Source organism: Streptantibioticus silvisoli (genome assembly GCF_027947535.2).
GTDB lineage: Bacteria > Actinomycetota > Actinomycetes > Streptomycetales > Streptomycetaceae > Streptantibioticus_C > Streptantibioticus_C silvisoli.
In genome coordinates, this window is sequence record NZ_JAAGKO020000040.1 from 1 (window position 1) to 17,254 (window position 17,254).

The following is a 17,254-nucleotide window of genomic DNA, read 5'->3' on the forward strand; positions in this document are numbered from 1 at the left end:
CGACGACGTCTTCAAGGTCATCAATGCAGGTGGGGCGACTCGCCGCCGGTGGTTCGCGGCCCATCCGAACGCCACTCACGGAACGCACGCCGACGCGGCGCCGGACGATCCCCCGCGTCGCCCGGCAGCCCAAAAGCACGTTCGTGTGACCATCGCACTTTGTTCGTCGTCGCAGGTCAGAGGCGATATCGGATGGGCATAGATCCGGGTTGACCAGGAGTCCATCCGAGTTGATCCGAGCGGGTCGTCTCCCAGAAATCTCCCACGGGGGACGCTCACGGCCCGGAACGCGCACGCGCCCCGCCCTCGTCGAGGGCGGGGCGCGCTCAGTGTCGGCCTAAGGGGGGTCACCTGACCTTTGGACCGACACGACTCCGGCGGAAGTGGTTCCGCCCGTTCGGGTGGCACGGGCTCTCGGGAGCCGCGCCCGTTCATGATCATAAAAAGCGGCGCGAGATGTACTGACAGGGCACCCTAACTGCTCAAACTTGTATGGGGTGCCAACTGAAGATCAACTGAAGTGGGCGATGGCCGAACGCCATGCCCTTGGCCGGCGCATCCAGGGCGCCCGAGAACAGGCGAACATTCGACAGGAAGCGCTCGCTCACAAGGTGGGGGTAGATCGCCGGACCGTTCAGCGCATCGAGGCTGGCTCCGGTAACGCCACCATCACCACGCTGCTACTCATTGCCCGAGCCCTCGGCGAGCCCCTGGCGGACCTTCTGGCCGAACGGACATGACCCGCCCTTCGTATGGCGCATGCGAGGAAAGAACTGACGGTAACCCCCCTGCTGCGCTGCACGAAAGCGCTTTGCGCTGGACCATCGAAGCTTGCACCGTCCTGTCACAGCGGGCTCAATCGCCACATGAAGATCACCCCGATATCACAAATGGAATCTTGGAATCGGCCGCTCGGTCACGGAACGAGCGTTCCGTCGGCCGTCTGCGGCAGGCCGCTGTCGCCGACCTGATCAGCCAGCAGAACGACCCCCTTCTTCGTGCGGCACCGCCCGCACCCGTACATGGTCCAGCCGGGCCCCGAAGCACTGAGGACGGCACCAACCGCCTGAAGATCGGCCCCGGCCCCGTCTATGCCGCACCACTTACAGCTCACCGGTCAACCCCGGCCGCACACGAGGCCAGCGCTTCCGCGAGGAGCCGCGGCCCAGTCAGAACCCCGTGCTTCCGGATGGAGCGCAGCCACCGCTGGCCACCGTCCGCGGACGGCCCGGGGATCGTCACCCAGCAGGCCACGCCGAGGGCCTGGCTGGCCGGGGCGGTCCAGTCGACCGCCGTCCCGGCCGGGACGAGCCAGTAGACGGTCTCTCCCCACACGTCCTCGATGCACGCGCCGGTGCGCTCGCCGAGAATCTCCAGCACCTGCTGGGCCACAGCGGCGGGGACTCGGATCGCATCCCAGTCGATTCCCGCGCGGATCGCCTCCATGTCGCGGCCGTCGGGAAGCCACTCGGGTAGTTCGGTAGTCGTCATGGCCAGGGGCCTTTCACCAGTCGTGATCGATCTGGATCAAGGCTGGCAAACGAAAAGGGCCTGGAGTGCCACAGTCTTGTGGCACTCCAGGCCCGAGCTTCACGGCACGTTACAGACCGACCCAGGCGGCCAGATGGTCGAGGCTTCCAGGGGTTCGGCGGGACGTGTAGACGAGGCCCTTGATGGTCTCCCGCGCCCCCGGGTGATAACGGGTCTGCTGAGGGGCGAGCTTCCTTGCCAGCGACAGCGACTTCACTGCCGCCTCATGGTTACCGGTCTCCAGCTCGCAGCGGGCTTGGTCGACCTGGATGTGGGCCACACGGCTCATCGCCCAGTCTCGGGGCGGATTGAGGTTCCGGGCGCGGGTGAGTGCGTGGTCGTACAAGCCCATCTCGACGTGGGCGGACACGTCGTGCGCACCGACATTCGTCGGCCCGAACGACAGGTAGTGAACGTGCCCTGCCTCGCCGGTACGGAGCGCGAACTCACCGGCCTGCTCCAGGTGCGTGGCGACCGTGCTGGGTTTACGGGACCGGGCAGCGATGATGCTCGCACCGAGATGCAGCTGCCCGGCAACGGCCAGCGCGGAGATCGACGTGTCCTCGTGAGGGACCAGTTGCTGGCCGGCGGAGATGAGCCGTAGCCCGATCGTGTACTCGCCCTCCCGAAAATACGTCAGTGCCCGCATGTACTGGCGGACGGCGGCGAGCAGCGGGTCGGAAGCACGTTCCGCGGCCCAGTCCATACGGTCCAGGGCAACCGTGCTGAGGTCGTAGTAGCCGAGCTTGACCGCGATGTCGTGCGCCGTGCGGTACGTCGAGGCGAGCGCCGCCCACAGTTCAGTCGACGGGGACCGGTACGCGGCCGTGGTGATCTGCGCGATGACCCCGGGCAGTGTGTGGGCGGCCTCGTGGAGCTTCGTGGCGCGGACGAGGATGCACAGCTTCTCCGCGGCGGCCACGAGTTCACGGTCGGGCGGCAAGGTCATCTCCGGGTTGGCGCCCAGGTCGTAGAGGTCGAGTGCCTCACGGATGGGCCGCACCATCCCAGCGAGCCGGTCCTGCTGGAGTTCCGTGATGTACGGCTGGCCGGTCAGCGCGGTGACGTCGACCCGGAGGGTCCGCGCAACGGTGGCGACCAGGTCGGGGGTGGCGGTGCGTTCACCTCTCTCGACGGCCCGCAGGAGCCGGTACGAGTAGGGGATGCGGTCGGCGAGGCCGCGTTGGGTGAGGCCGGCGAGTCGGCGGTGTGCGGCGATGCGGGTGCCGGTGTGTTCCTCGGGGGCGGTGGACATAACGGAACGGTACTCGTGCCCGGCGCCAACGGCGCACGTTCGGAGCGTTTGCGTGCGACGGCTTGCGCCGGTGAGATATCGGCATGACGACTCGTGTGCTGTACCTGTTCGGATGCGCTGCCCCGCCCGTACTCGACCTCGTCCCGGTGATCAGTTCGGCGCGGCGCGACGGCTGGGATGTGTGCCTTGGGCTCACACCCACCGCCGCCAAGTGGCTGGCGGACGCACTGCCCCGCCTGAAGGCGGTGACGGGGCATCCGGTGCGGTCCGAGTACAAGCTGCCGGGCGAGCCGGACGCGTGGCCGCCGGCGGACGCGATCCTCGTCGCCCCGGCGACGTTCAACAGCATCAACTCCTGGGCGCTCGGGTTGACCTCGTCGTTCGTGATCGGGGTGGCGGCGGAGGCGATCGGGAAGCGCATCCCGCTGGTGGCCATGCCGTGCGTCAACAGTGCCTTCGTGCGGCACCCGCAGTTCGACCGGTCCGTCGAGACACTGCGAGGCGCCGGGGTGAACGTGCTCTACGGGGAGGACGGCTTTGTGCCGAACCGGCCCGGTGAGAAGAAGCCGTTCCCGTGGCAGGTGGCTCTGGATGCGGTGAACGCCACCGTCTCACCCGCCTGTTGACCGCCCCGATTTTCGGCACTCGTCGGTAGAATCGGTCACATGTCCATCCCGATCATCCGATCTTGCACGTGCGCCGCCGCGTCGCGTCTGGACCGGGCGCAGGCGGAGATCCGTGCGCTCACCGGCCGGGGGACGCTTTCGGCGGCCGACCGGCTGAAGCTGGCGCGGTGGCAGCGGGAGTGGGTCGCCGCCTGGCGGGAGACGTCCGGCGCGGCAGCGTGATCACTCTACGGGCGCCCGTAGAGTGACGCCCTGACCTGGCTTTTCCGCGACAGCACGAAAAGGGTCAGGCGCTCGACTTGGCCGCCAACCCTTCCATCTCCACCGTGACCCGCCGGGCGAGTTCCCCCAGGCGCGCGACAACCACGCTCGCCGTCTCCGCTTCACGCTGGACGTCCCGCAGTTCGTTGAAGAACTCCCGCCGACGGTGCCGCCGGGCAGCGCGGGCCTCCCGCGTCTCCCGCCACGCCTGAGCGGACACCCAGAGGGCGGCCAGCAGGAACGCGGCGGCGTGCAGGGCCCCGACGAGGAGAAGCGCGGTCCACAGGTTCACTCGCCCACCGCCTCGGCGTATCCGGTCCGGTCGGAGAACTCGGCGGCGAGCAGGCGCAGGCGCCGGTTCACGCGTTCGTCTCGGCCGCAGCCGCACGGCTGCCCGCGGCGGTCAGCGTCGGCGTGGCCGCCGTCGTGGTCGTCGGTTGCGGCGGCGCAGGTGTACCAGGGGTCATCAACGACGAGGTGGCGTTCGGCGAGCAGGTCGGCGACCAGCGCACGCTTGGCCTCGATCGCACGGAGGATGCGGGCCGGGTCGTGCGCGGCGATGTGGGCGGCGTCGGCCATTCCTTGCGGGTTGCTCGCCGGGCCGGTTGACGCGACGGCTCCGGTGAACGGGTGTGGTCCGCCGTACCCGACAAACTCCTCGCCTTTGGTCAGGTCGTACCGTTCGAACGCCTCAGGATCGAGCCACTGCTTGCCGGGGTTGTGCCACCACGGGCCGGGCGTGGCAGCCCGCGCGATCCGTTTGTCTTCGTCGTACTGCTCGCCGATCCACGCGGCCAGCCGGTTGATGTCGTCGATCATCGGTGGCTCCCGGCGGTCAGGTAGGCGATCCAGACGCTCCAAGCGAGGAGCGCTACCGTGCCAGCGGGCCCGACGAACCGCACCCCGGCCGGGATACCCCGGACGACGCTGGTGATAGTGCTGGCCAGGTAGCGAAGCGGGCGACGCGGGTACCGGTTCATGCGTCCATCCTCTCTCACGGGGCCACGCGCCCGGTGGTGTTGAACGCCTCTTGCTGTGGCCCCGTCGCGCCACACGGCGGGGCCTCCCAGCAGTCCGGCACATCCAGCAGCCAGCAGCACGACACGGGTTGATGGGATGCCGTCAGCGTAAGCCCGGCCACCGACAAGGCGGCGGCGTCAACCCAGAGCCTGACGTGCGTGTGCCCGGACGATTCGAGCGTCCGGGGCACCGTGCTGCGAGTGGACGTCAGTCCTGCATGCCGACGTACTCGACGCCGGACACGAGGCCAGTCTGCGGCGTGGACACGAAGCTGGGAGCCCAGCCTGCGTTCACGAACGCCAGCGCGCTCTCGTAGGAGATCGCGGAGTGCTTGGACGCGCCCCACGTGTACTCGGGGCTCGCCATCCACCGGGCCAGTTCTTCCGGCGTGGCGAAGGCCGGGGAGATCGGACCGCCCTCGGAGACCGTCTGCCAGAGCTGCCACCCGTCACCGGCGGGCGGGTCGGTGGGCTCCCATGCCTCTCGGTCAGCCCACTGCCCGGGGTACGCCTCGATTCCGCCTTCTCCCTCGCAGGTCTGGCACGTTGACTCGACGCCCTCCCGCTTGCACCGGGCCTCGATCGCGATGTGCGCGTTGATCCCGTCGTGGCCGAAGCCGGTCAGGGACCACTCGTTAACCTGGGCAGCCGTGGGGACAGCGGCCGGTTCGATCTTCTCCCAGCGCGGGTTACGGTTGGCGTCGAAGGTATGGGTGAACTCGCGGAGGCGGTCGCCCTCGACCAGCGCTTCCACATCCTCCTGTGCCAGGTGGTGGCACCAGGCATTGTTGTAGAGGGTCGTCAGCCGCATGGCTTCCAACCCGATGGCGGTCTCGCCGACGCCGTAGTAATCCGGCGCGTGGGCGACGTTGCGCTCGGCCTTCGACCGGATGGCCGGGGCGCTGGGGAGGTACGGCATCGAGCCGGTGTCCTCCGGCCGAAACGGCACGTTGCCGTACCAGAGGTCGTGCAGATACTCGGCGCGCTTCGACCGGCCGCTTTTGCAGTCGGGACACGGAAGGCTATCCAGCTCGTCGGGAGACAAGAACCCGCTCCAGGTCTCGTCGAGGGGAAAGTCGAAGTCGAGCGGTACTCGACGGATTTCGCGGCCCATGGTCAGTCCTCCTACTTCTCGTGCTGCTTGAGGTGGTTACGGACGCTGGCGGGGGTGCCGGCGTATCCGCAGTCGCGGGGGCAGTACTCCCAGCCTCCGCGCTCGACGGCCGCCTTGGTGACGGAGTTGGTGGGGCCGTAGCCGTTCGCGTCGAGCATGCGGGCCACGGAACCCTCGTAGTCGGCGGCGAGGATCGCGCCCTCGGCGGTCTTGTCGTGTCCCCGGGCGAAGAAGCTGCCGAGGCCGACGGTCTTACCGCAGCCGCACCAGCAGATGCCCGTCGGGAGAAGGCGCTTCGTGTCTTCACTCATAAGAACAAGATACACCTTCTTGGTCAGTCTTCAAGAAGGTTTACCAAGAAGATTAGACGCGGCAGCGCATAACGTTCCCCTAGGTGCTGGCCCTGGGGCCTGCGGCCGACGCCCCGTCACCATCACCACGAATGACATGTGTTACCAGCGGTAGCCGCGTATAATTTCCCTTATACCAATCTGCGACCAGAGGGAGAATCGCCGTGCGGATCAAGCAGATCGAACTCGACGACGAAGGCATGCCCGAGGCGGTACTGGTTCGAATGACCCACGACGAAGCCTTGTACCTCGCGCTCCTGACTGGCAAGCAGACCGGGGCGACGAGCGCACAGATCATTCCGGGAGGCGCCGCCCGAAACTCCGAGGTGTACGAAGCCCTCACGGGTGAACTGTTCAACCGGTACTACGACGACGGTGTGAACGATGCCGTGCGGGCCCAGCGGGAGTCGGCGTGAGCGAACCCGACGAGGTGGTCGACGCCGAACTGGTCGAGGATGACCACCTCCCGATCCGACGCCCCGATAACACCACGGCCCGGCCGCTTGTCGACCTGCACACCATCCTGGTCCCCGGTCAGCCCATCCCTACTGAAGCCGACCAGCCGACGTACACAGAGGCGGACCTCCGCGTCTCCGAGGCCACTGCCGAGCGGCTGAAGAACAAGTCCAAGCCAGTGAACACCTCCCGCACCTACGACAACCAGCGCGACCTCTTCCGCCGCTGGTGCGAGACCGAAGGTCGCGTCGCACGGCCGTGCACTACCGCCACCTACGTCGAGTACGTCGCTCACCTCATCGACGACGGGCGGGCGCCCAACGCCATCAGCGTCGCCATGTCCGCCATCCGCACCTGGATGCCCGACGACAAGAAACCCGGCACCACCGAAGCACGCGGCATGCTCAACGAGTACAGGAAGGAATGGAACAAGCGCGTCGGCGTGAAGAAGGCGCCGGCCATCACCGACGCCATGCTCCAAGCCATGATCGCCACCTGCGACCTGGAGCACCCCAACGGCATCCGCGACCGGTGCGTCCTCCTCCTCGGCCGCGGAGCCCTCAACCGGCGAATTGAACTCGCCGATCTCACGATCGGCAACGTCACCGTCGAAGCCGAGGGCGTCGCCCTCTGGATCTCCGCCAGCAAGACCGATCAAGAGGCCAAAGGCGAGGAAACCTTCATCCCCGCCGACGACGACCCGCTCCTCGACCCGGTGGCCGCCACCCGAGCATGGCTCAACGTCCTCCATCAACTGGGTGTTCACGATGGCGCGTTCCTCCGGGCCCTCACCCGCGAAGGACGACTCCAGTCCCGCGTCCGCGCCACCAACCGAGGCGAGCACGTTACCGGCGACGCCATCAACACCTGGGTTCGCGGGCGAGCACAAGCAGCTGGCCTTCCCGGCTGGAAGAAGGTCACCGCACACGGGCTACGACGCGGCGGTGCTCAAGCCATCGCCGACGCCGACGGTGACCCCACCAGCCAGGGTCGCTGGAAGGCGGGGAGCGCCGTGGTGAAGCGCGAGTACCTCGACCGGGCGCAGAACCGTGGAGCCAACCCTTGGCTCAAGGTGCAGGAGAAACGGCGCAGTCAGCAGAAGGAGGCTGAGTAGTGGATGAGGTCGATCTGGAGTGGCAGTTCACCCAGCAGTGGCCCGGCGACGAGACGCTGGACGGCTACGTGCCTCGCGTCGGGGAGCACGTGTTCTGCTACCGGCCGTCCGACGGCAAGACGCACTGCGGCGTCGTGGACGAGAACCGGTGCGGCCTGTTCCTCACGACGTGCGCTGGCGGCAAGATGGTGCTGACGGCCGCGCTGTGGAGGGTGCAGCCGCACCCGTGGGCGGCCACGTGTCCGCCGCGGCGCGCTGCATGAACGACCCGTGCAAGCCTCTTCCCATCCGGGCGGCGGGAGGGGAAGGGTGGCGGCATGCTCGATCCGACCCTTGAAATCGCTCTCGCGCAGCGGGGCATCGACTTCCCCCGCGAAGCGGCCCTCGCCCTCGCCAACCTGGAGGCGCTTCTCCGTCGCGCTCCCGACGACATTGCAACGGTCGACGCCTTCTTCCGTCGGCTTGCCGACGAAGGGGTCATCGCACCGCGCCAGTGGGAAGAAGTGCCCTTCGAGGAGCACTTGAAGGGCTTGGACTCCTGCACGAACGGAACGGTCGAGACGGCGACGAACCTCGGTCTGTGGCTGGCGCAGCTGAAGCGCCAACTCGGCCCGGCCGCCTGGTAGAAGCTACCGGCCGGGTCGTGGCGGGTACCGCAGCCAGAGGGGCGCTTTGTGTGGCCGGCAGTGTTCGCAGGGAACGATGCGATTCTCGGGCCCGTAGAGGCTGCCGCGAACCGTGTCGACCGCCTCTTCATCGGTGAGCGGTAGACCGCCTTGGGCCTGGCGGCGGCAGTCCTTGCGGTGGAGCATCCCCGCAGGGCCGTCGTCGGGCGGCGGGGAGTAGATGACGACCTTCCACGGTCGCGGGATACGCTCATCGACCGTGCGCACCGCGGTGTAGTCCTGGCCGGTGATCGGCTCCAGGCGGTCGGCCGGCACGTCGAACCGTACCGGCGCCTGCTCGGGCGCCCAGCTACCACCGGGCTGCTGAGACCGCATCCAGAGGAGCGCTTCGACCTCGTACCACCAGCCGTCGGGGGTGCGGCGGCGGCCGGTGACGATGACCCGGAGCCGCTGCCCGCGGGGCAGCGTCACCGTCGCCCACGGGCCGGCGCCAGCCCAGATGTCCTCGGCGGGGTCAGGCTCCGGCATGATCCTCTGCCGCAGCATCGTCGGCGACCTGTTGCTGGAGCACGGCTTTCGCCGCGGTGCCTCTGCCGGGCTCGGCGTTCCACCAGGGGTGTTGTGAGAGCTGGAGAGCCAGATCGCGTTCGTGGTCGCGAAGCCGCTGGCGTTCTTCGGCAGGGGCATCGGCGGGGAGTGCCCGAAGGCCGATCCCGGTCCGGTGGAAGTCGCGGCGCAGCTGGACGAGGTCATCGGGGAAGTCGTAGTCGGCCATGCCCCGGATCGTACAAGCGAGCGAATTCGGTTAGAGCGTCACCCCGCCGACAGGTCATTCCATCGAGTGATCGACGCCGGAGGAATCCATTCGGTACGAGACGATGGGTTCATGAGCACGCCAGACCCGAACTGCATCGACTGCTACGGCAGCGGCCGTCGCGAGAACCCGTACTACCACCCCTGCGACGGCCCACTGTGCGAGGCAGACCAGCCCACCATCGAGTGCGAGTGCGGGGACGGCGGCGTCCCCGGCGAGGAACCGCCGCTCGCCCAACGGCCCGGTGTCGTCCTATAGCCGGACACGCGACGATGCCCCCACCCCGCCGAAGCGGGGTGGGGGCATCGTGGTCTCCGGGGGCCTCAGCCGCCACGAGAGCGCACGAGGGCGGGAGAGTCCAGTCACCTGGTCTCGACCTGTCCCGGCAGACAGGTTCCCGGGGGCGTCATCACCGCAAGGTGAAGGAGCTGGCAGCAGCTCAAGCCGGTTCCCGACGAACGATCCCGCCCGGCTGTCACACCGACTGACTCTCGGGGGCCCGGGTTTCCCACGGGCAGACGAGCGGGTCGCACTGCCCGGTGACGTGCACTCGGCAACCTAGGTCACCACACCGGGCAGAAGGCGCCTACACCGCCAACAATGGACGGTTCAGCTCCTACCCCAACTATCCCATACCGGCAGCTGGTTCACACTCCAGTTCGGTCGCGCTGCGGCACTCGGCCGCGCTGCACCCGCAGCAGAATCACGAGGCGCTGCACCATCAACAAGATGATCGCCGCCGAAACGGTCACCCGCACACCACGCAGCACCGAAGCCGTGGCCCCGTGAGGCCAGAACCAGATCGCCACCGTGTACGCGAGGAACGCGCCCACCGCGCCAGCGAACGCCATGAGGTTCCGGCCCGCCTCCGACCGCCACCACGGCGCCAGCACGTGGTAAGCCACCACGAACACCAGACAGACGAAGGCCCCCACCCCCGACATCACCACGTTCACCACCTGTGCTCCATCCATGATCACCGTTCACCCCCCATCGCAGCCCGGAACATCTCCGCGAAGTGGTTACGCTCACGCAGTTCCCTCAGACGGTGCATAGCAGCCGCCACCTCAACAGTCCGCTCATCCTCCACACTCTGAGCCGCCTGAGCCCGCTCCAACGCCGCCTCCGCCTCCCGCAACCCCGGCGTTGCCTCCTGCGGTCGGGGCTTACGACGGAGGAACAGACGTCCGATCCATCGGAGCACGACCCACCTCCCCCGGCGGAACAACAGCCTGGGGAATAGCCCGCAGGACGCGGTCAGTCGTGCGCGCGTACTCCAACAGGTCCCCCAACTGGTCGCTCTGCTTCTGGCGAGACTCCGCCTCCGTCATAGCGACCTCACGCCACGTGTCCCGCTCGCCCGACACTTCAGCGATCCGGGCATCACGGTCGTGTCGGAGATCCTGCACCTGTCTACGGGGAACGAGGCGACCAGTGAGGACGAGGTAGACGACGGCGGCCAGGATCGCGACGGCACCACCCTGTACACCGACGCTCCCCAGGAAGCCGTCGGCCACTCACGCCCCCTGGGTGGTAGTCGGCGTCGGGGCCGGACGAAGCTGGTCGGCGGCCACCGGGGCGGCCACCTGGGTACGCAGCCACGCGGCACCCACCGCGGCGATCAGCGCCATCGCACCCGTCTCCAGATCCGGAGCAACGTGGAAGCCGAAGCCCAGCAGCAGCGCGAACCCCGCCTGCGCAAGCCCGGAAACCGCAGCGACGACACCGTCATGAACCATGACCGCCACGACCACCGCCAAGACCGCGGCGAGAACAGCGTTCACCGCCGACTGCTGGCCGGACGTGAGATGCCAGACCGCCGCCGACAGCAACTGGAGCAGGGCCGTCGCCGCACCGAGGATGACCGCCGGCTCACGCCCGAAGATCAGAGCCGGCTTCACTTGCCCACCCCCTTGTCGGCCAGGCCGCGGACGATGCCGTCGATGTCGGTGACGAACGACTCCAACGTCCAGTACCGGTTGACCTTGTCGACCCGGTCGGCGGGCGCCGGGTACAGGCCGTCGGTCTGGGCGACGGCGCGGGCGATGGCGGGGCCGGCTGCGGCGATGCGCTCGTCAATGAGCTTGCTGAGCGCGGCCAGGTCGGCCGAGGTGAGCGTCATGGTGTCCTCCGGGACGGGCTTGGGGTCGATGCCGGGCCAGTAGTCCGCGACCACGGACTTGTCCCACCCGGGATCGTTCTGGAACTGCTTGGCGACCGCCCCGGTAGGGATGGTCGCCTTGTTGTCGTACTGGGCGATCCAGTAGTGCGGCTCCGCGATCCCCGCGTTACGGAACGCGGCACGCACGGCCGGCCAGGTGCTGGAGTTGCAGTACACCGTCGGATCGACACCCGCGTGCCGTCGGGACACGACCCAGCCCGGGGCCTGAGCCGGGGTGGCGTCACCGGTCTCCACATCCAGCACCTGTCCGGCGTCGGTGGAGGCCAGGACGGCGATCTCCACGATGCGGGCCTTCGGGAACCGCTTCCGCAGTGCCGTCACGTTCGCGTAGCGGCCGTCCACGTAGCCCGCGTACAGGGGGGCTCCGGTCGGCAGGTGGGCGACAGTCACCCCGTCGTACATGGTGCGCGTCACGGCGCCTCCTTCAGTGAGCGGGCATCGAGGATCTGCTCGATGCGTTGGGTTTGCTGATGGTGTAGTCGGGTGGTGTGGCGGCGGATCATCACGTGGTGAAGTGCGGCGACCGGCACCCAGATGACGTTGGCGGCCAGGTTCGGCCAGAGTGACGCCCAGGCGCCGGGAAGCCAGTGCACGTCAGAGGCCCTTGGCCGCCAGCCAGGCGTGAGCGGCGTCCGCGAGCTGCTGGTCGGCCCCTGACGGTGCTGGCTGAGGCGTCGGGGCCGGTGCCGGGGAGGGGGTGGGCTGAGGCTGCGGGGCGGGTATCGGGTTCGTCTCGCCGGTCAGCGCCGCGTAGTCCTCGCCCAGGGCGTACAGGTCCAGTCCAGCGTTGTCCACCCCGGACTGGGTGTTCACGAAGTCCGGGGTGATGATGACCCACGCCTCGTCGAAGTACTTCTTCCAGAACGCCAGCGTCAACTTCTGCGTTGCTCCCCAGGTCACGCAGGTGAAGCCCGTGGAGTCGTAGGCTCCTACGGTCACACAGTGGCCGCCTTCGATCTGGGCGCCCTTGACGACGTCCCACGGCTGGCCGTTGTCGAACTGGTTCATGGCGGAGTCGGGGAAGTTGAAGCCGCAGTAGATCTGGCCGAAGGCCGCGATGGCCTGCCGGACCTCCGTGACGTTCGAGATGTCGACCTTGGCGAAGGCCACGATCTTCTCGCCGTCGAAGCCGGTCTTCTGCCAGTACTCCAGGACGTCCTGGCAGACTGCGCCCTGATCGGTATTCGGCTTGCCGGGCACGTAGTGGCCGACGGCCTCGTACAGGTGGAGTACGTCGTCGTCGGTGATTGCTGCGGCCGGGTTCTTGGCGTCTGCGAGGTCCCCGATGCGCTTGTGGGCGACGCCGGCGCACGTGCAGTCGCCGAGCTGGTCGTTGAGGTACATGCCCCAGGAGGTGACCTCGGAGAGCCAGTCGGCTGTGGCGGGCGGCGCCGGCGTTTCGGCACCCAGGGCGTGGGAGAACTTGAGGTGCGGGCGTCCCGGCTGGGCGGGAAGACGGCCGCCACGGAACGTGGTGGTGCTAGGCATGGTGGCTCCTGGGCATGAGGGAAGCCCCGGCCGGCGGCTCGGGGCTCGGGGTGAAGCGGTGGTTCAGGCGTTGGGGGGTTGCCAGTGGTCCGGCAGCACGGTTGCGGCGGTGACGTCCTGCGGGTCCGGGTCGTCCGGCAGCGGTTCCGGGGTGCAGTTGCACCCGGGCAGGTCCGGCGGGTTCGGTGCCGTGCAGATCGATTCGTGCACGTGGGCGGCGAGGTCCATGCTGATGGCGTGCACGGTACACGCGTACACCGGGACCGTCACCGTGTCCTCGGTCGGCGGCGGGGCGTACTCCGGCTGGGTCGCGGCGATCTCCACCAGTTCGGCGGCGGTCGGTCGGCGCGTCCACACGACGGCGGCCGGGTTCGAGCAGCCGCCGACAGCGGCACAGGGCAAGGACAACGAGGTCTCCTAGTTAGAGATCCATTGGAGGGCGAGCATCGGCCCGAACGCGGTCGTGGCCGTGGTGGCGGTGGCGAGCGTGGAACCGCTGGACTGCCACATCTGCATCTCGACGTAGTCGCCGACGTTCAACTGGGTCGCGGTGAGCATCGATCCGACCCAGCTGTTGCCGGTCGATGGTGGCCCGGCCTGGGTGGTGGAGCCGATGATGCTGACCCCGTTGACCATGATTCCCAGTTCGCGGGTGCCGGTGGTGTTGCTGACGAATCCGCCGAGGGCGTGGATCAGGTAGGTTCCGGCGACCTGGACGGTGTAGCGGGACGTCTGGGTGGTGGTGGAGTGGCCGCCGTCGCTGTCGTAGACCTCGCTGTCGAGGAGTATCGACACGTTGGTGGTGCCGGTGGCGACGGACTGGGCGACGGTCGCGTAGCCCTTGAAGCGCGGCACGCCGTTGCTGCCGGTGCCGAACATCCACTGGAGCGTGGCCTGGACCTGGGCGTTCCAGAGGGCGCTGGTGATGTAGTTGCCCGGTGCTTCGGTTGCGGCGAGCGGGGCGGTGCGGCCCATGCTTGTCCTTTCCGGGCTCACGCCCGGTGGTCAGTAGGCGAAGGAGGAAGAGTCGAACTTGGCGACGATGTCCCAGGTGCTGGGGTCGGTGACGCCCGCTGGGAGTGGCTCGCAGACCACGTCACCAGCCGAGTGCGATTTGGTGGTGGCCGCAGTGAGCGTCAGTGTCGCCGTCGTCCACCCGGTCGTGGTGGCGCCGACGGACAGGATCGCGACGGTCTCCGCGTTCGCGGTGCCCTGACCGAGGACGAGCTGCTGACCGGCTGCGAGCTGGGCTGCCGCCGGGTTGGTGCTGTCCTGACCGGCGTTGATCGTGACGGTCGTCGCGCCCGTTGAAGCCGCTGTGGCCAGCGTCGTGTGGAACGCGGCGAACACCCCGTACAGCAGCGGATCAACCGGGGAGCACTGGAGCGTCCAGAACGCTTCGCCGGTGTCGTCCATGTCGACCTGGATGGACTCGATGAAGCAGTCGACCTGGATCGGAGCTGCGGGCGACGGTGGCCGGCGCATCACACGAACTCGCATGCCGAGTTCCAGGCTGAGACAGACCGGCCACAGCGACGGGAACGCCGACGGGTGCAGCTTGATGCTGTCCACGCGGACGAGCGGCTGCTTGTACCGGGAGACGAGGTACCCGGCCGCGTCCTGGCACTCTGCTGCTGATGCGGCGTTGACGGTGCGGGTGAGGGAGCGCGGAAAGTACTCGGCGATGCTGGTGGAGTCCTGGGCGCTGAAGATCTGGTTGGTCGACTGCTGGGTGACCTGCACCTGATTGCCCAAGTGGGTCGGGTCGTAGTCGAGTTGGCAGTCCTCGTAAGGCCACTCGCCGGACGCCGTGTTCTCCCCGAACGTGTAGACGGGCGCCAAGGAGTTGTACCGGTTACCGCGGGACTGGAAGGTAACCGTCCCATCTCGGGCGACGAAGTGACTCCCCGCCTCGGTATCGACTACGGCTTCGAGGGCGCTGAACGCGTCCGTCCCCGAGAGGTCGCTCGCCGGCCCCATGTTGGTGGTCAGCCCGGCCTGGAGCGATGTGCCACCCGTGTAGCCGGCGTAGCGCAGGATCCGCGCGTACCGGGCGTCCGTGGACTCACCTGCGCACTGCGACCGCCACGCCCCGTACAACGCCGCACAATCGGCCGGAGACAGAGCCGTCGGGAACTCGGCAACATAGGAGATGTCGCCCGCGAACGCGCTCAACGCCGCATGTGTAGTGACGTCGTAGTTCGCGCCGACCGTGTTCGAGACCAGCCCGGACGGGATCCAACTCGCTGCGCTTCCTCCAGGAGAGGCCGTGTTGTAGCCGCCGTCGATGGAGACGAACATGTTCGCGCTAGTGATGCCGGAGTAACCGAAGAGGGCCAAGTGCCAGTTTCCGTCGGCGACATCGCCGCCACCAGCGGCCACACTGGAAGTTCCGGCGCTGCTGTTGCCGAATCTGAAGCTCAGCGCCCCGGTATTGTCGAGGCAGAGGATCAGCTGGTTACGGAGCTGCGCCAGGGTGGCGCTTCCGGCGGTGGCCGCCCAGATATCGGCCTCGCCCGTCGGGGCGGTTCCACCTGACCAACGGAACGCGATCATGCGGGTCCACGTCCCGCCGACCGGGGCGACGATGCCGGCCTTGGTCAGGTCCAGGAAACTGATCGCGCCGGTTCCAGCGCCGGGGGTGGTCGTAGTGAATGTGGCGACGCTGTTGTCGTTCAGGTAAGTTCCGCTGGCTGCGGACGCGGTGATGCTCGTACCAAAGGTCACTGTTCCGGAGCCGTATTTGCCGTTCCCGACGGGTGCTACCGGATTGGCGCCGGTACTGTCGGTGGCCGCCTGCACCCCGCCCGGATCGGACAGCGGGTAGAGATACCGCGGGCTGCGATACTGAATCTCCTGCGACAGCGGGTCGGTCAAGGTGACCTGCGACAGCATGGCCAAGGCGTCCACCGCGGTCGCACTGACCACACCGTAGGTGCCGGACATAGTCCAGGTGGACGGCCAGCGCTCCACGAACCCCGCGTAGATCGGCGACCAGGTACCGGGGGCTACCCAAGCTGAAGGAGAAGGGGCCTTCTCAACCTGCCAACCGTCGGCCTGGATGTTCGCTGTGGACGTGGCGGTCAACGCCGTCTGCACGCCCACCACCATGTATGCCGCACCCGTCGGGGACGCTGCAACAGAGACCGCCAGCGTGGACCAAGCTGCGGGCGTTCCACCCGTAAGCGTTGTCGCCGCACCGTTGGTCTGACTGGCCAACACGCCAGCGGCGGTGTAGAAGGCGATGAACGCCTGAGCCGACAGGCTGCTGGAGACCGTGACGCACCGCGCCCGTACCGTGTGAGCAACCGGCTGCCCTGGATCTGGAGCGACCCGAGCCGTGTAGCAGATCGCCGTCCCCGACGCTGTGGAGACGGGGACGGCGAACTGAAGGACGTTGCCGCCCTGCCAAGCGCCCGCAGTTGCGACGACGCTTCCACCGGAGGTGTCCGTGCCTGAGGAGACCCGTGCCGTCGCGGGGATCAGCCCGGCGGCACCGCCGATGTCGCCGCCGGTCGCCAGATACTGGGACATGAGGTTCGGGGTCGGCGGCCATTGGGCGTGCTTGCGGTACGGCTGGTAGGGCAGCACGTGCCCGTACCACGGGCCCCCACTGTTAAGCGGGTCGAGAGAACCGTCCTTGTTGGCCAAGGTGACGTCGTAGGTACCGGACTGGATCTCGTCCAGCTCGTACTGGCGACCGCGCTTGACCGAGGTGGCGCCTTGAGTGCGGCCGGTCAACGCGACCAGATTCGTCACCGGTGACGTCGCACCGTTGACGGTCTGCGACGGCCCCCACGCCTCGACGACGGTAGGCCAATTCTGGTTCGCGGCCCCTCCTCGCCGCGTGTTCACGTTCGCGATCAGCGACAGGTTCCCGCTGACCTCGGTAGCAGCCGCCTGGGACTCGAACGCCAAGGTGACGGCGGTCGCGTCCCACGTGTAGGCCGCAGACGCCTGCTGGGTCCAGTTCAGCCCGTCCGGAGAGGTGTCAGCGTAGAACGTGCCGGTCGCTTCCCGAATGCGCCACCAGCGGTGAGTGTCCGGGCTGTAGGCCGGTAGGACCGTGGTGACGGTGCTGCCGGCGGTCATCAGGTTCAGGTGGAAGGCGCCCGCTTCGACGGCCATGGCGATCGAGTTGTTGGCGTCGCGCCGAACCCGCGCCACCGTCTTGGTCGAGCCGTTCCCGTTCGCCGCCACCCCCACCCGGGCAGCCACCGACGAACTGGTTGCGTCGTACACCGCGGTCGTTCCGAACGAGTTGACGGTACCCGAGGTGGTGGGTATGGCGAGCTGGACCTGGTTGTTGACCGTGTCCAGCGTTGCCGCACCCGCCGTGATCGCCCCCCACAGCACGGTGTTGATCGCGCCGGTGAAATCGTCCGCGAGGGTGCCGATCTTCGGGTTCGCCACGGCAAC

Annotated in this window: 26 protein-coding genes; 9 read left to right on the top strand and 17 right to left on the bottom strand. The window is 68.0% G+C overall.

The features are described from left to right. Together POF43_RS23695 and POF43_RS23700 are read left to right on the top strand one after the other, a co-directional pair. A partial coding sequence (locus POF43_RS23695) for a hypothetical protein (protein ID WP_282704741.1) occupies window positions 1–202 on the top strand: 202 nt, incomplete at its 5' end. A 295-nt stretch (window positions 203–497) separates the two neighbouring features. Next, window positions 498–740: a helix-turn-helix transcriptional regulator gene (locus tag POF43_RS23700; RefSeq protein WP_271322749.1), complete on the top strand. Its 243-nt coding sequence runs from the start codon at window positions 498–500 to the stop codon at window positions 738–740. Window positions 741–1,110: 370 nt separating this feature from the next. Here the strand turns inward: POF43_RS23700 and POF43_RS23705 are convergent, their stop codons facing one another. Together POF43_RS23705 and POF43_RS23710 are read right to left on the bottom strand one after the other, a co-directional pair. After that, window positions 1,111–1,491 (bottom strand): hypothetical protein, encoded by a 381-nt coding sequence (locus POF43_RS23705; protein WP_271322748.1) that lies wholly within the window; start codon window positions 1,489–1,491, stop codon window positions 1,111–1,113. Between the two features lie 109 nt (window positions 1,492–1,600). After that, window positions 1,601–2,785 (bottom strand): helix-turn-helix domain-containing protein, encoded by a 1,185-nt coding sequence (locus POF43_RS23710; protein WP_271322747.1) that lies wholly within the window; start codon window positions 2,783–2,785, stop codon window positions 1,601–1,603. 83 nt (window positions 2,786–2,868) lie between these two features. Between POF43_RS23710 and POF43_RS23715 the strand changes: the two genes are divergently transcribed. After that, entirely contained in the window at window positions 2,869–3,411 is a 543-nt protein-coding gene (locus tag POF43_RS23715; protein ID WP_271322746.1) for a flavoprotein, read from the top strand. Between the two features lie 39 nt (window positions 3,412–3,450). After that, on the top strand, window positions 3,451–3,633 hold the full coding sequence (locus POF43_RS23720) for a hypothetical protein (protein ID WP_271322745.1): 183 nt from the start codon (window positions 3,451–3,453) through the stop codon (window positions 3,631–3,633). A gap of 64 nt (window positions 3,634–3,697) precedes the next feature. Here POF43_RS23720 and POF43_RS23725 read toward each other — a convergent pair whose 3' ends face one another. The 4 genes from POF43_RS23725 to POF43_RS23740 form a co-directional block, all read right to left on the bottom strand. Beyond that, complete coding sequence (locus POF43_RS23725; RefSeq protein WP_271322744.1) at window positions 3,698–3,964, bottom strand: hypothetical protein; 267 nt, start codon at window positions 3,962–3,964, stop codon at window positions 3,698–3,700. Then, on the bottom strand, window positions 3,961–4,491 hold the full coding sequence (locus tag POF43_RS23730) for a DUF6221 family protein (protein WP_271322743.1): 531 nt from the start codon (window positions 4,489–4,491) through the stop codon (window positions 3,961–3,963). Before POF43_RS23730 ends, POF43_RS23725 begins: the two co-directional genes overlap by 4 nt. Window positions 4,492–4,899: 408 nt before the next feature. After that, entirely contained in the window at window positions 4,900–5,805 is a 906-nt protein-coding gene (locus POF43_RS23735) for a hypothetical protein (protein ID WP_271322742.1), read from the bottom strand. Between the two features lie 11 nt (window positions 5,806–5,816). Next, the gene (locus POF43_RS23740; RefSeq protein ID WP_271322741.1) at window positions 5,817–6,116 is read right to left on the bottom strand and encodes a hypothetical protein; all 300 of its coding nucleotides are present in this window, start codon (window positions 6,114–6,116) and stop codon (window positions 5,817–5,819) included. Window positions 6,117–6,319: 203 nt separating this feature from the next. Between POF43_RS23740 and POF43_RS23745 the strand changes: the two genes are divergently transcribed. Genes POF43_RS23745 through POF43_RS23760 form a run of 4 tightly spaced genes read left to right on the top strand, consistent with a single transcriptional unit; the run spans window position 6,320 to window position 8,351 of the window. After that, window positions 6,320–6,571 (top strand): hypothetical protein, encoded by a 252-nt coding sequence (locus POF43_RS23745; RefSeq protein ID WP_271322740.1) that lies wholly within the window; start codon window positions 6,320–6,322, stop codon window positions 6,569–6,571. Then, the gene (locus tag POF43_RS23750; protein WP_271322739.1) at window positions 6,568–7,725 is read left to right on the top strand and encodes a site-specific integrase; all 1,158 of its coding nucleotides are present in this window, start codon (window positions 6,568–6,570) and stop codon (window positions 7,723–7,725) included. The genes POF43_RS23745 and POF43_RS23750 overlap by 4 nt, the downstream gene beginning before the upstream one ends. Further along, window positions 7,725–7,988 carry a hypothetical protein gene (locus POF43_RS23755; RefSeq protein ID WP_271322738.1) on the top strand — a complete coding sequence of 88 codons (264 nt, stop codon included), beginning with the start codon at window positions 7,725–7,727 and terminating at the stop codon, window positions 7,986–7,988. The genes POF43_RS23750 and POF43_RS23755 overlap by 1 nt, the downstream gene beginning before the upstream one ends. A 54-nt stretch (window positions 7,989–8,042) precedes the next feature. Beyond that, entirely contained in the window at window positions 8,043–8,351 is a 309-nt protein-coding gene (locus POF43_RS23760) for a hypothetical protein (RefSeq protein WP_271322737.1), read from the top strand. 3 nt (window positions 8,352–8,354) lie between these two features. Here POF43_RS23760 and POF43_RS23765 read toward each other — a convergent pair whose 3' ends face one another. Both POF43_RS23765 and POF43_RS23770 read right to left on the bottom strand, forming a co-directional pair. Continuing rightward, complete coding sequence (locus tag POF43_RS23765) at window positions 8,355–8,879, bottom strand: DUF6233 domain-containing protein (protein WP_271322736.1); 525 nt, start codon at window positions 8,877–8,879, stop codon at window positions 8,355–8,357. Next, on the bottom strand, window positions 8,866–9,126 hold the full coding sequence (locus POF43_RS23770) for a DUF8825 domain-containing protein (protein WP_271322735.1): 261 nt from the start codon (window positions 9,124–9,126) through the stop codon (window positions 8,866–8,868). The genes POF43_RS23765 and POF43_RS23770 overlap by 14 nt, the downstream gene beginning before the upstream one ends. A gap of 111 nt (window positions 9,127–9,237) precedes the next feature. Between POF43_RS23770 and POF43_RS23775 the strand changes: the two genes are divergently transcribed. Continuing rightward, window positions 9,238–9,423: a hypothetical protein gene (locus POF43_RS23775; RefSeq protein WP_271322734.1), complete on the top strand. Its 186-nt coding sequence runs from the start codon at window positions 9,238–9,240 to the stop codon at window positions 9,421–9,423. Window positions 9,424–9,812: 389 nt separating this feature from the next. Here POF43_RS23775 and POF43_RS23780 read toward each other — a convergent pair whose 3' ends face one another. The 9 genes from POF43_RS23780 to POF43_RS23815 form a co-directional block, all read right to left on the bottom strand. Further along, window positions 9,813–10,124: a putative phage holin gene (locus tag POF43_RS23780; RefSeq protein WP_271322733.1), complete on the bottom strand. Its 312-nt coding sequence runs from the start codon at window positions 10,122–10,124 to the stop codon at window positions 9,813–9,815. A 17-nt stretch (window positions 10,125–10,141) separates the two neighbouring features. Continuing rightward, the gene (locus tag POF43_RS35350) at window positions 10,142–10,369 is read right to left on the bottom strand and encodes a DUF7620 family protein (protein WP_443732112.1); all 228 of its coding nucleotides are present in this window, start codon (window positions 10,367–10,369) and stop codon (window positions 10,142–10,144) included. Between the two features lie 313 nt (window positions 10,370–10,682). Next, a complete protein-coding gene (locus tag POF43_RS23785) occupies window positions 10,683–11,066 on the bottom strand; it encodes a hypothetical protein (RefSeq protein WP_271322732.1) in 384 nt (127 codons plus the stop codon). After that, window positions 11,063–11,761, bottom strand: coding sequence for a glycoside hydrolase family 25 domain-containing protein (locus tag POF43_RS23790; RefSeq protein WP_271322731.1), 699 nt, complete (start codon window positions 11,759–11,761; stop codon window positions 11,063–11,065). The genes POF43_RS23785 and POF43_RS23790 overlap by 4 nt, the downstream gene beginning before the upstream one ends. Then, window positions 11,758–11,940: a hypothetical protein gene (locus tag POF43_RS23795; RefSeq protein WP_271322730.1), complete on the bottom strand. Its 183-nt coding sequence runs from the start codon at window positions 11,938–11,940 to the stop codon at window positions 11,758–11,760. The genes POF43_RS23790 and POF43_RS23795 overlap by 4 nt, the downstream gene beginning before the upstream one ends. 1 nt (window position 11,941) lies before the next feature. After that, window positions 11,942–12,835, bottom strand: a complete 894-nt coding sequence (locus POF43_RS23800) for a hypothetical protein (RefSeq protein ID WP_282704742.1) — start codon at window positions 12,833–12,835, stop codon at window positions 11,942–11,944. Window positions 12,836–12,898: 63 nt separating this feature from the next. Further along, on the bottom strand, window positions 12,899–13,243 hold the full coding sequence (locus POF43_RS23805; protein WP_271323123.1) for a hypothetical protein: 345 nt from the start codon (window positions 13,241–13,243) through the stop codon (window positions 12,899–12,901). A gap of 9 nt (window positions 13,244–13,252) precedes the next feature. Next, window positions 13,253–13,810, bottom strand: a complete 558-nt coding sequence (locus tag POF43_RS23810) for a hypothetical protein (RefSeq protein WP_271323122.1) — start codon at window positions 13,808–13,810, stop codon at window positions 13,253–13,255. 30 nt (window positions 13,811–13,840) lie between these two features. Then, window positions 13,841–17,248 carry a hypothetical protein gene (locus POF43_RS23815; protein WP_271323121.1) on the bottom strand — a complete coding sequence of 1,136 codons (3,408 nt, stop codon included), beginning with the start codon at window positions 17,246–17,248 and terminating at the stop codon, window positions 13,841–13,843. Window positions 17,249–17,254 lie beyond the last annotated feature (6 nt).

Bases quoted from the DNA above. Each gene is read 5' to 3' on its own strand.
- POF43_RS23705 (WP_271322748.1), bottom strand. From the start codon at position 1,491: ATGACGACTACCGAACTACCCGAGTGGCTTCCCGACGGCCGCGACATG.
- POF43_RS23710 (WP_271322747.1), bottom strand. From the start codon at position 2,785: ATGTCCACCGCCCCCGAGGAACACACCGGCACCCGCATCGCCGCACAC.
- POF43_RS23715 (WP_271322746.1), top strand. From the start codon at position 2,869: ATGACGACTCGTGTGCTGTACCTGTTCGGATGCGCTGCCCCGCCCGTA.
- POF43_RS23720 (WP_271322745.1), top strand. From the start codon at position 3,451: ATGTCCATCCCGATCATCCGATCTTGCACGTGCGCCGCCGCGTCGCGT.
- POF43_RS23730 (WP_271322743.1), bottom strand. From the start codon at position 4,491: ATGATCGACGACATCAACCGGCTGGCCGCGTGGATCGGCGAGCAGTAC.
- POF43_RS23735 (WP_271322742.1), bottom strand. From the start codon at position 5,805: ATGGGCCGCGAAATCCGTCGAGTACCGCTCGACTTCGACTTTCCCCTC.
- POF43_RS23740 (WP_271322741.1), bottom strand. From the start codon at position 6,116: ATGAGTGAAGACACGAAGCGCCTTCTCCCGACGGGCATCTGCTGGTGC.
- POF43_RS23760 (WP_271322737.1), top strand. From the start codon at position 8,043: ATGCTCGATCCGACCCTTGAAATCGCTCTCGCGCAGCGGGGCATCGAC.
- POF43_RS23765 (WP_271322736.1), bottom strand. From the start codon at position 8,879: ATGCCGGAGCCTGACCCCGCCGAGGACATCTGGGCTGGCGCCGGCCCG.
- POF43_RS23770 (WP_271322735.1), bottom strand. From the start codon at position 9,126: ATGGCCGACTACGACTTCCCCGATGACCTCGTCCAGCTGCGCCGCGAC.
- POF43_RS23775 (WP_271322734.1), top strand. From the start codon at position 9,238: ATGAGCACGCCAGACCCGAACTGCATCGACTGCTACGGCAGCGGCCGT.
- POF43_RS23800 (WP_282704742.1), bottom strand. From the start codon at position 12,835: ATGCCTAGCACCACCACGTTCCGTGGCGGCCGTCTTCCCGCCCAGCCG.
- POF43_RS23810 (WP_271323122.1), bottom strand. From the start codon at position 13,810: ATGGGCCGCACCGCCCCGCTCGCCGCAACCGAAGCACCGGGCAACTAC.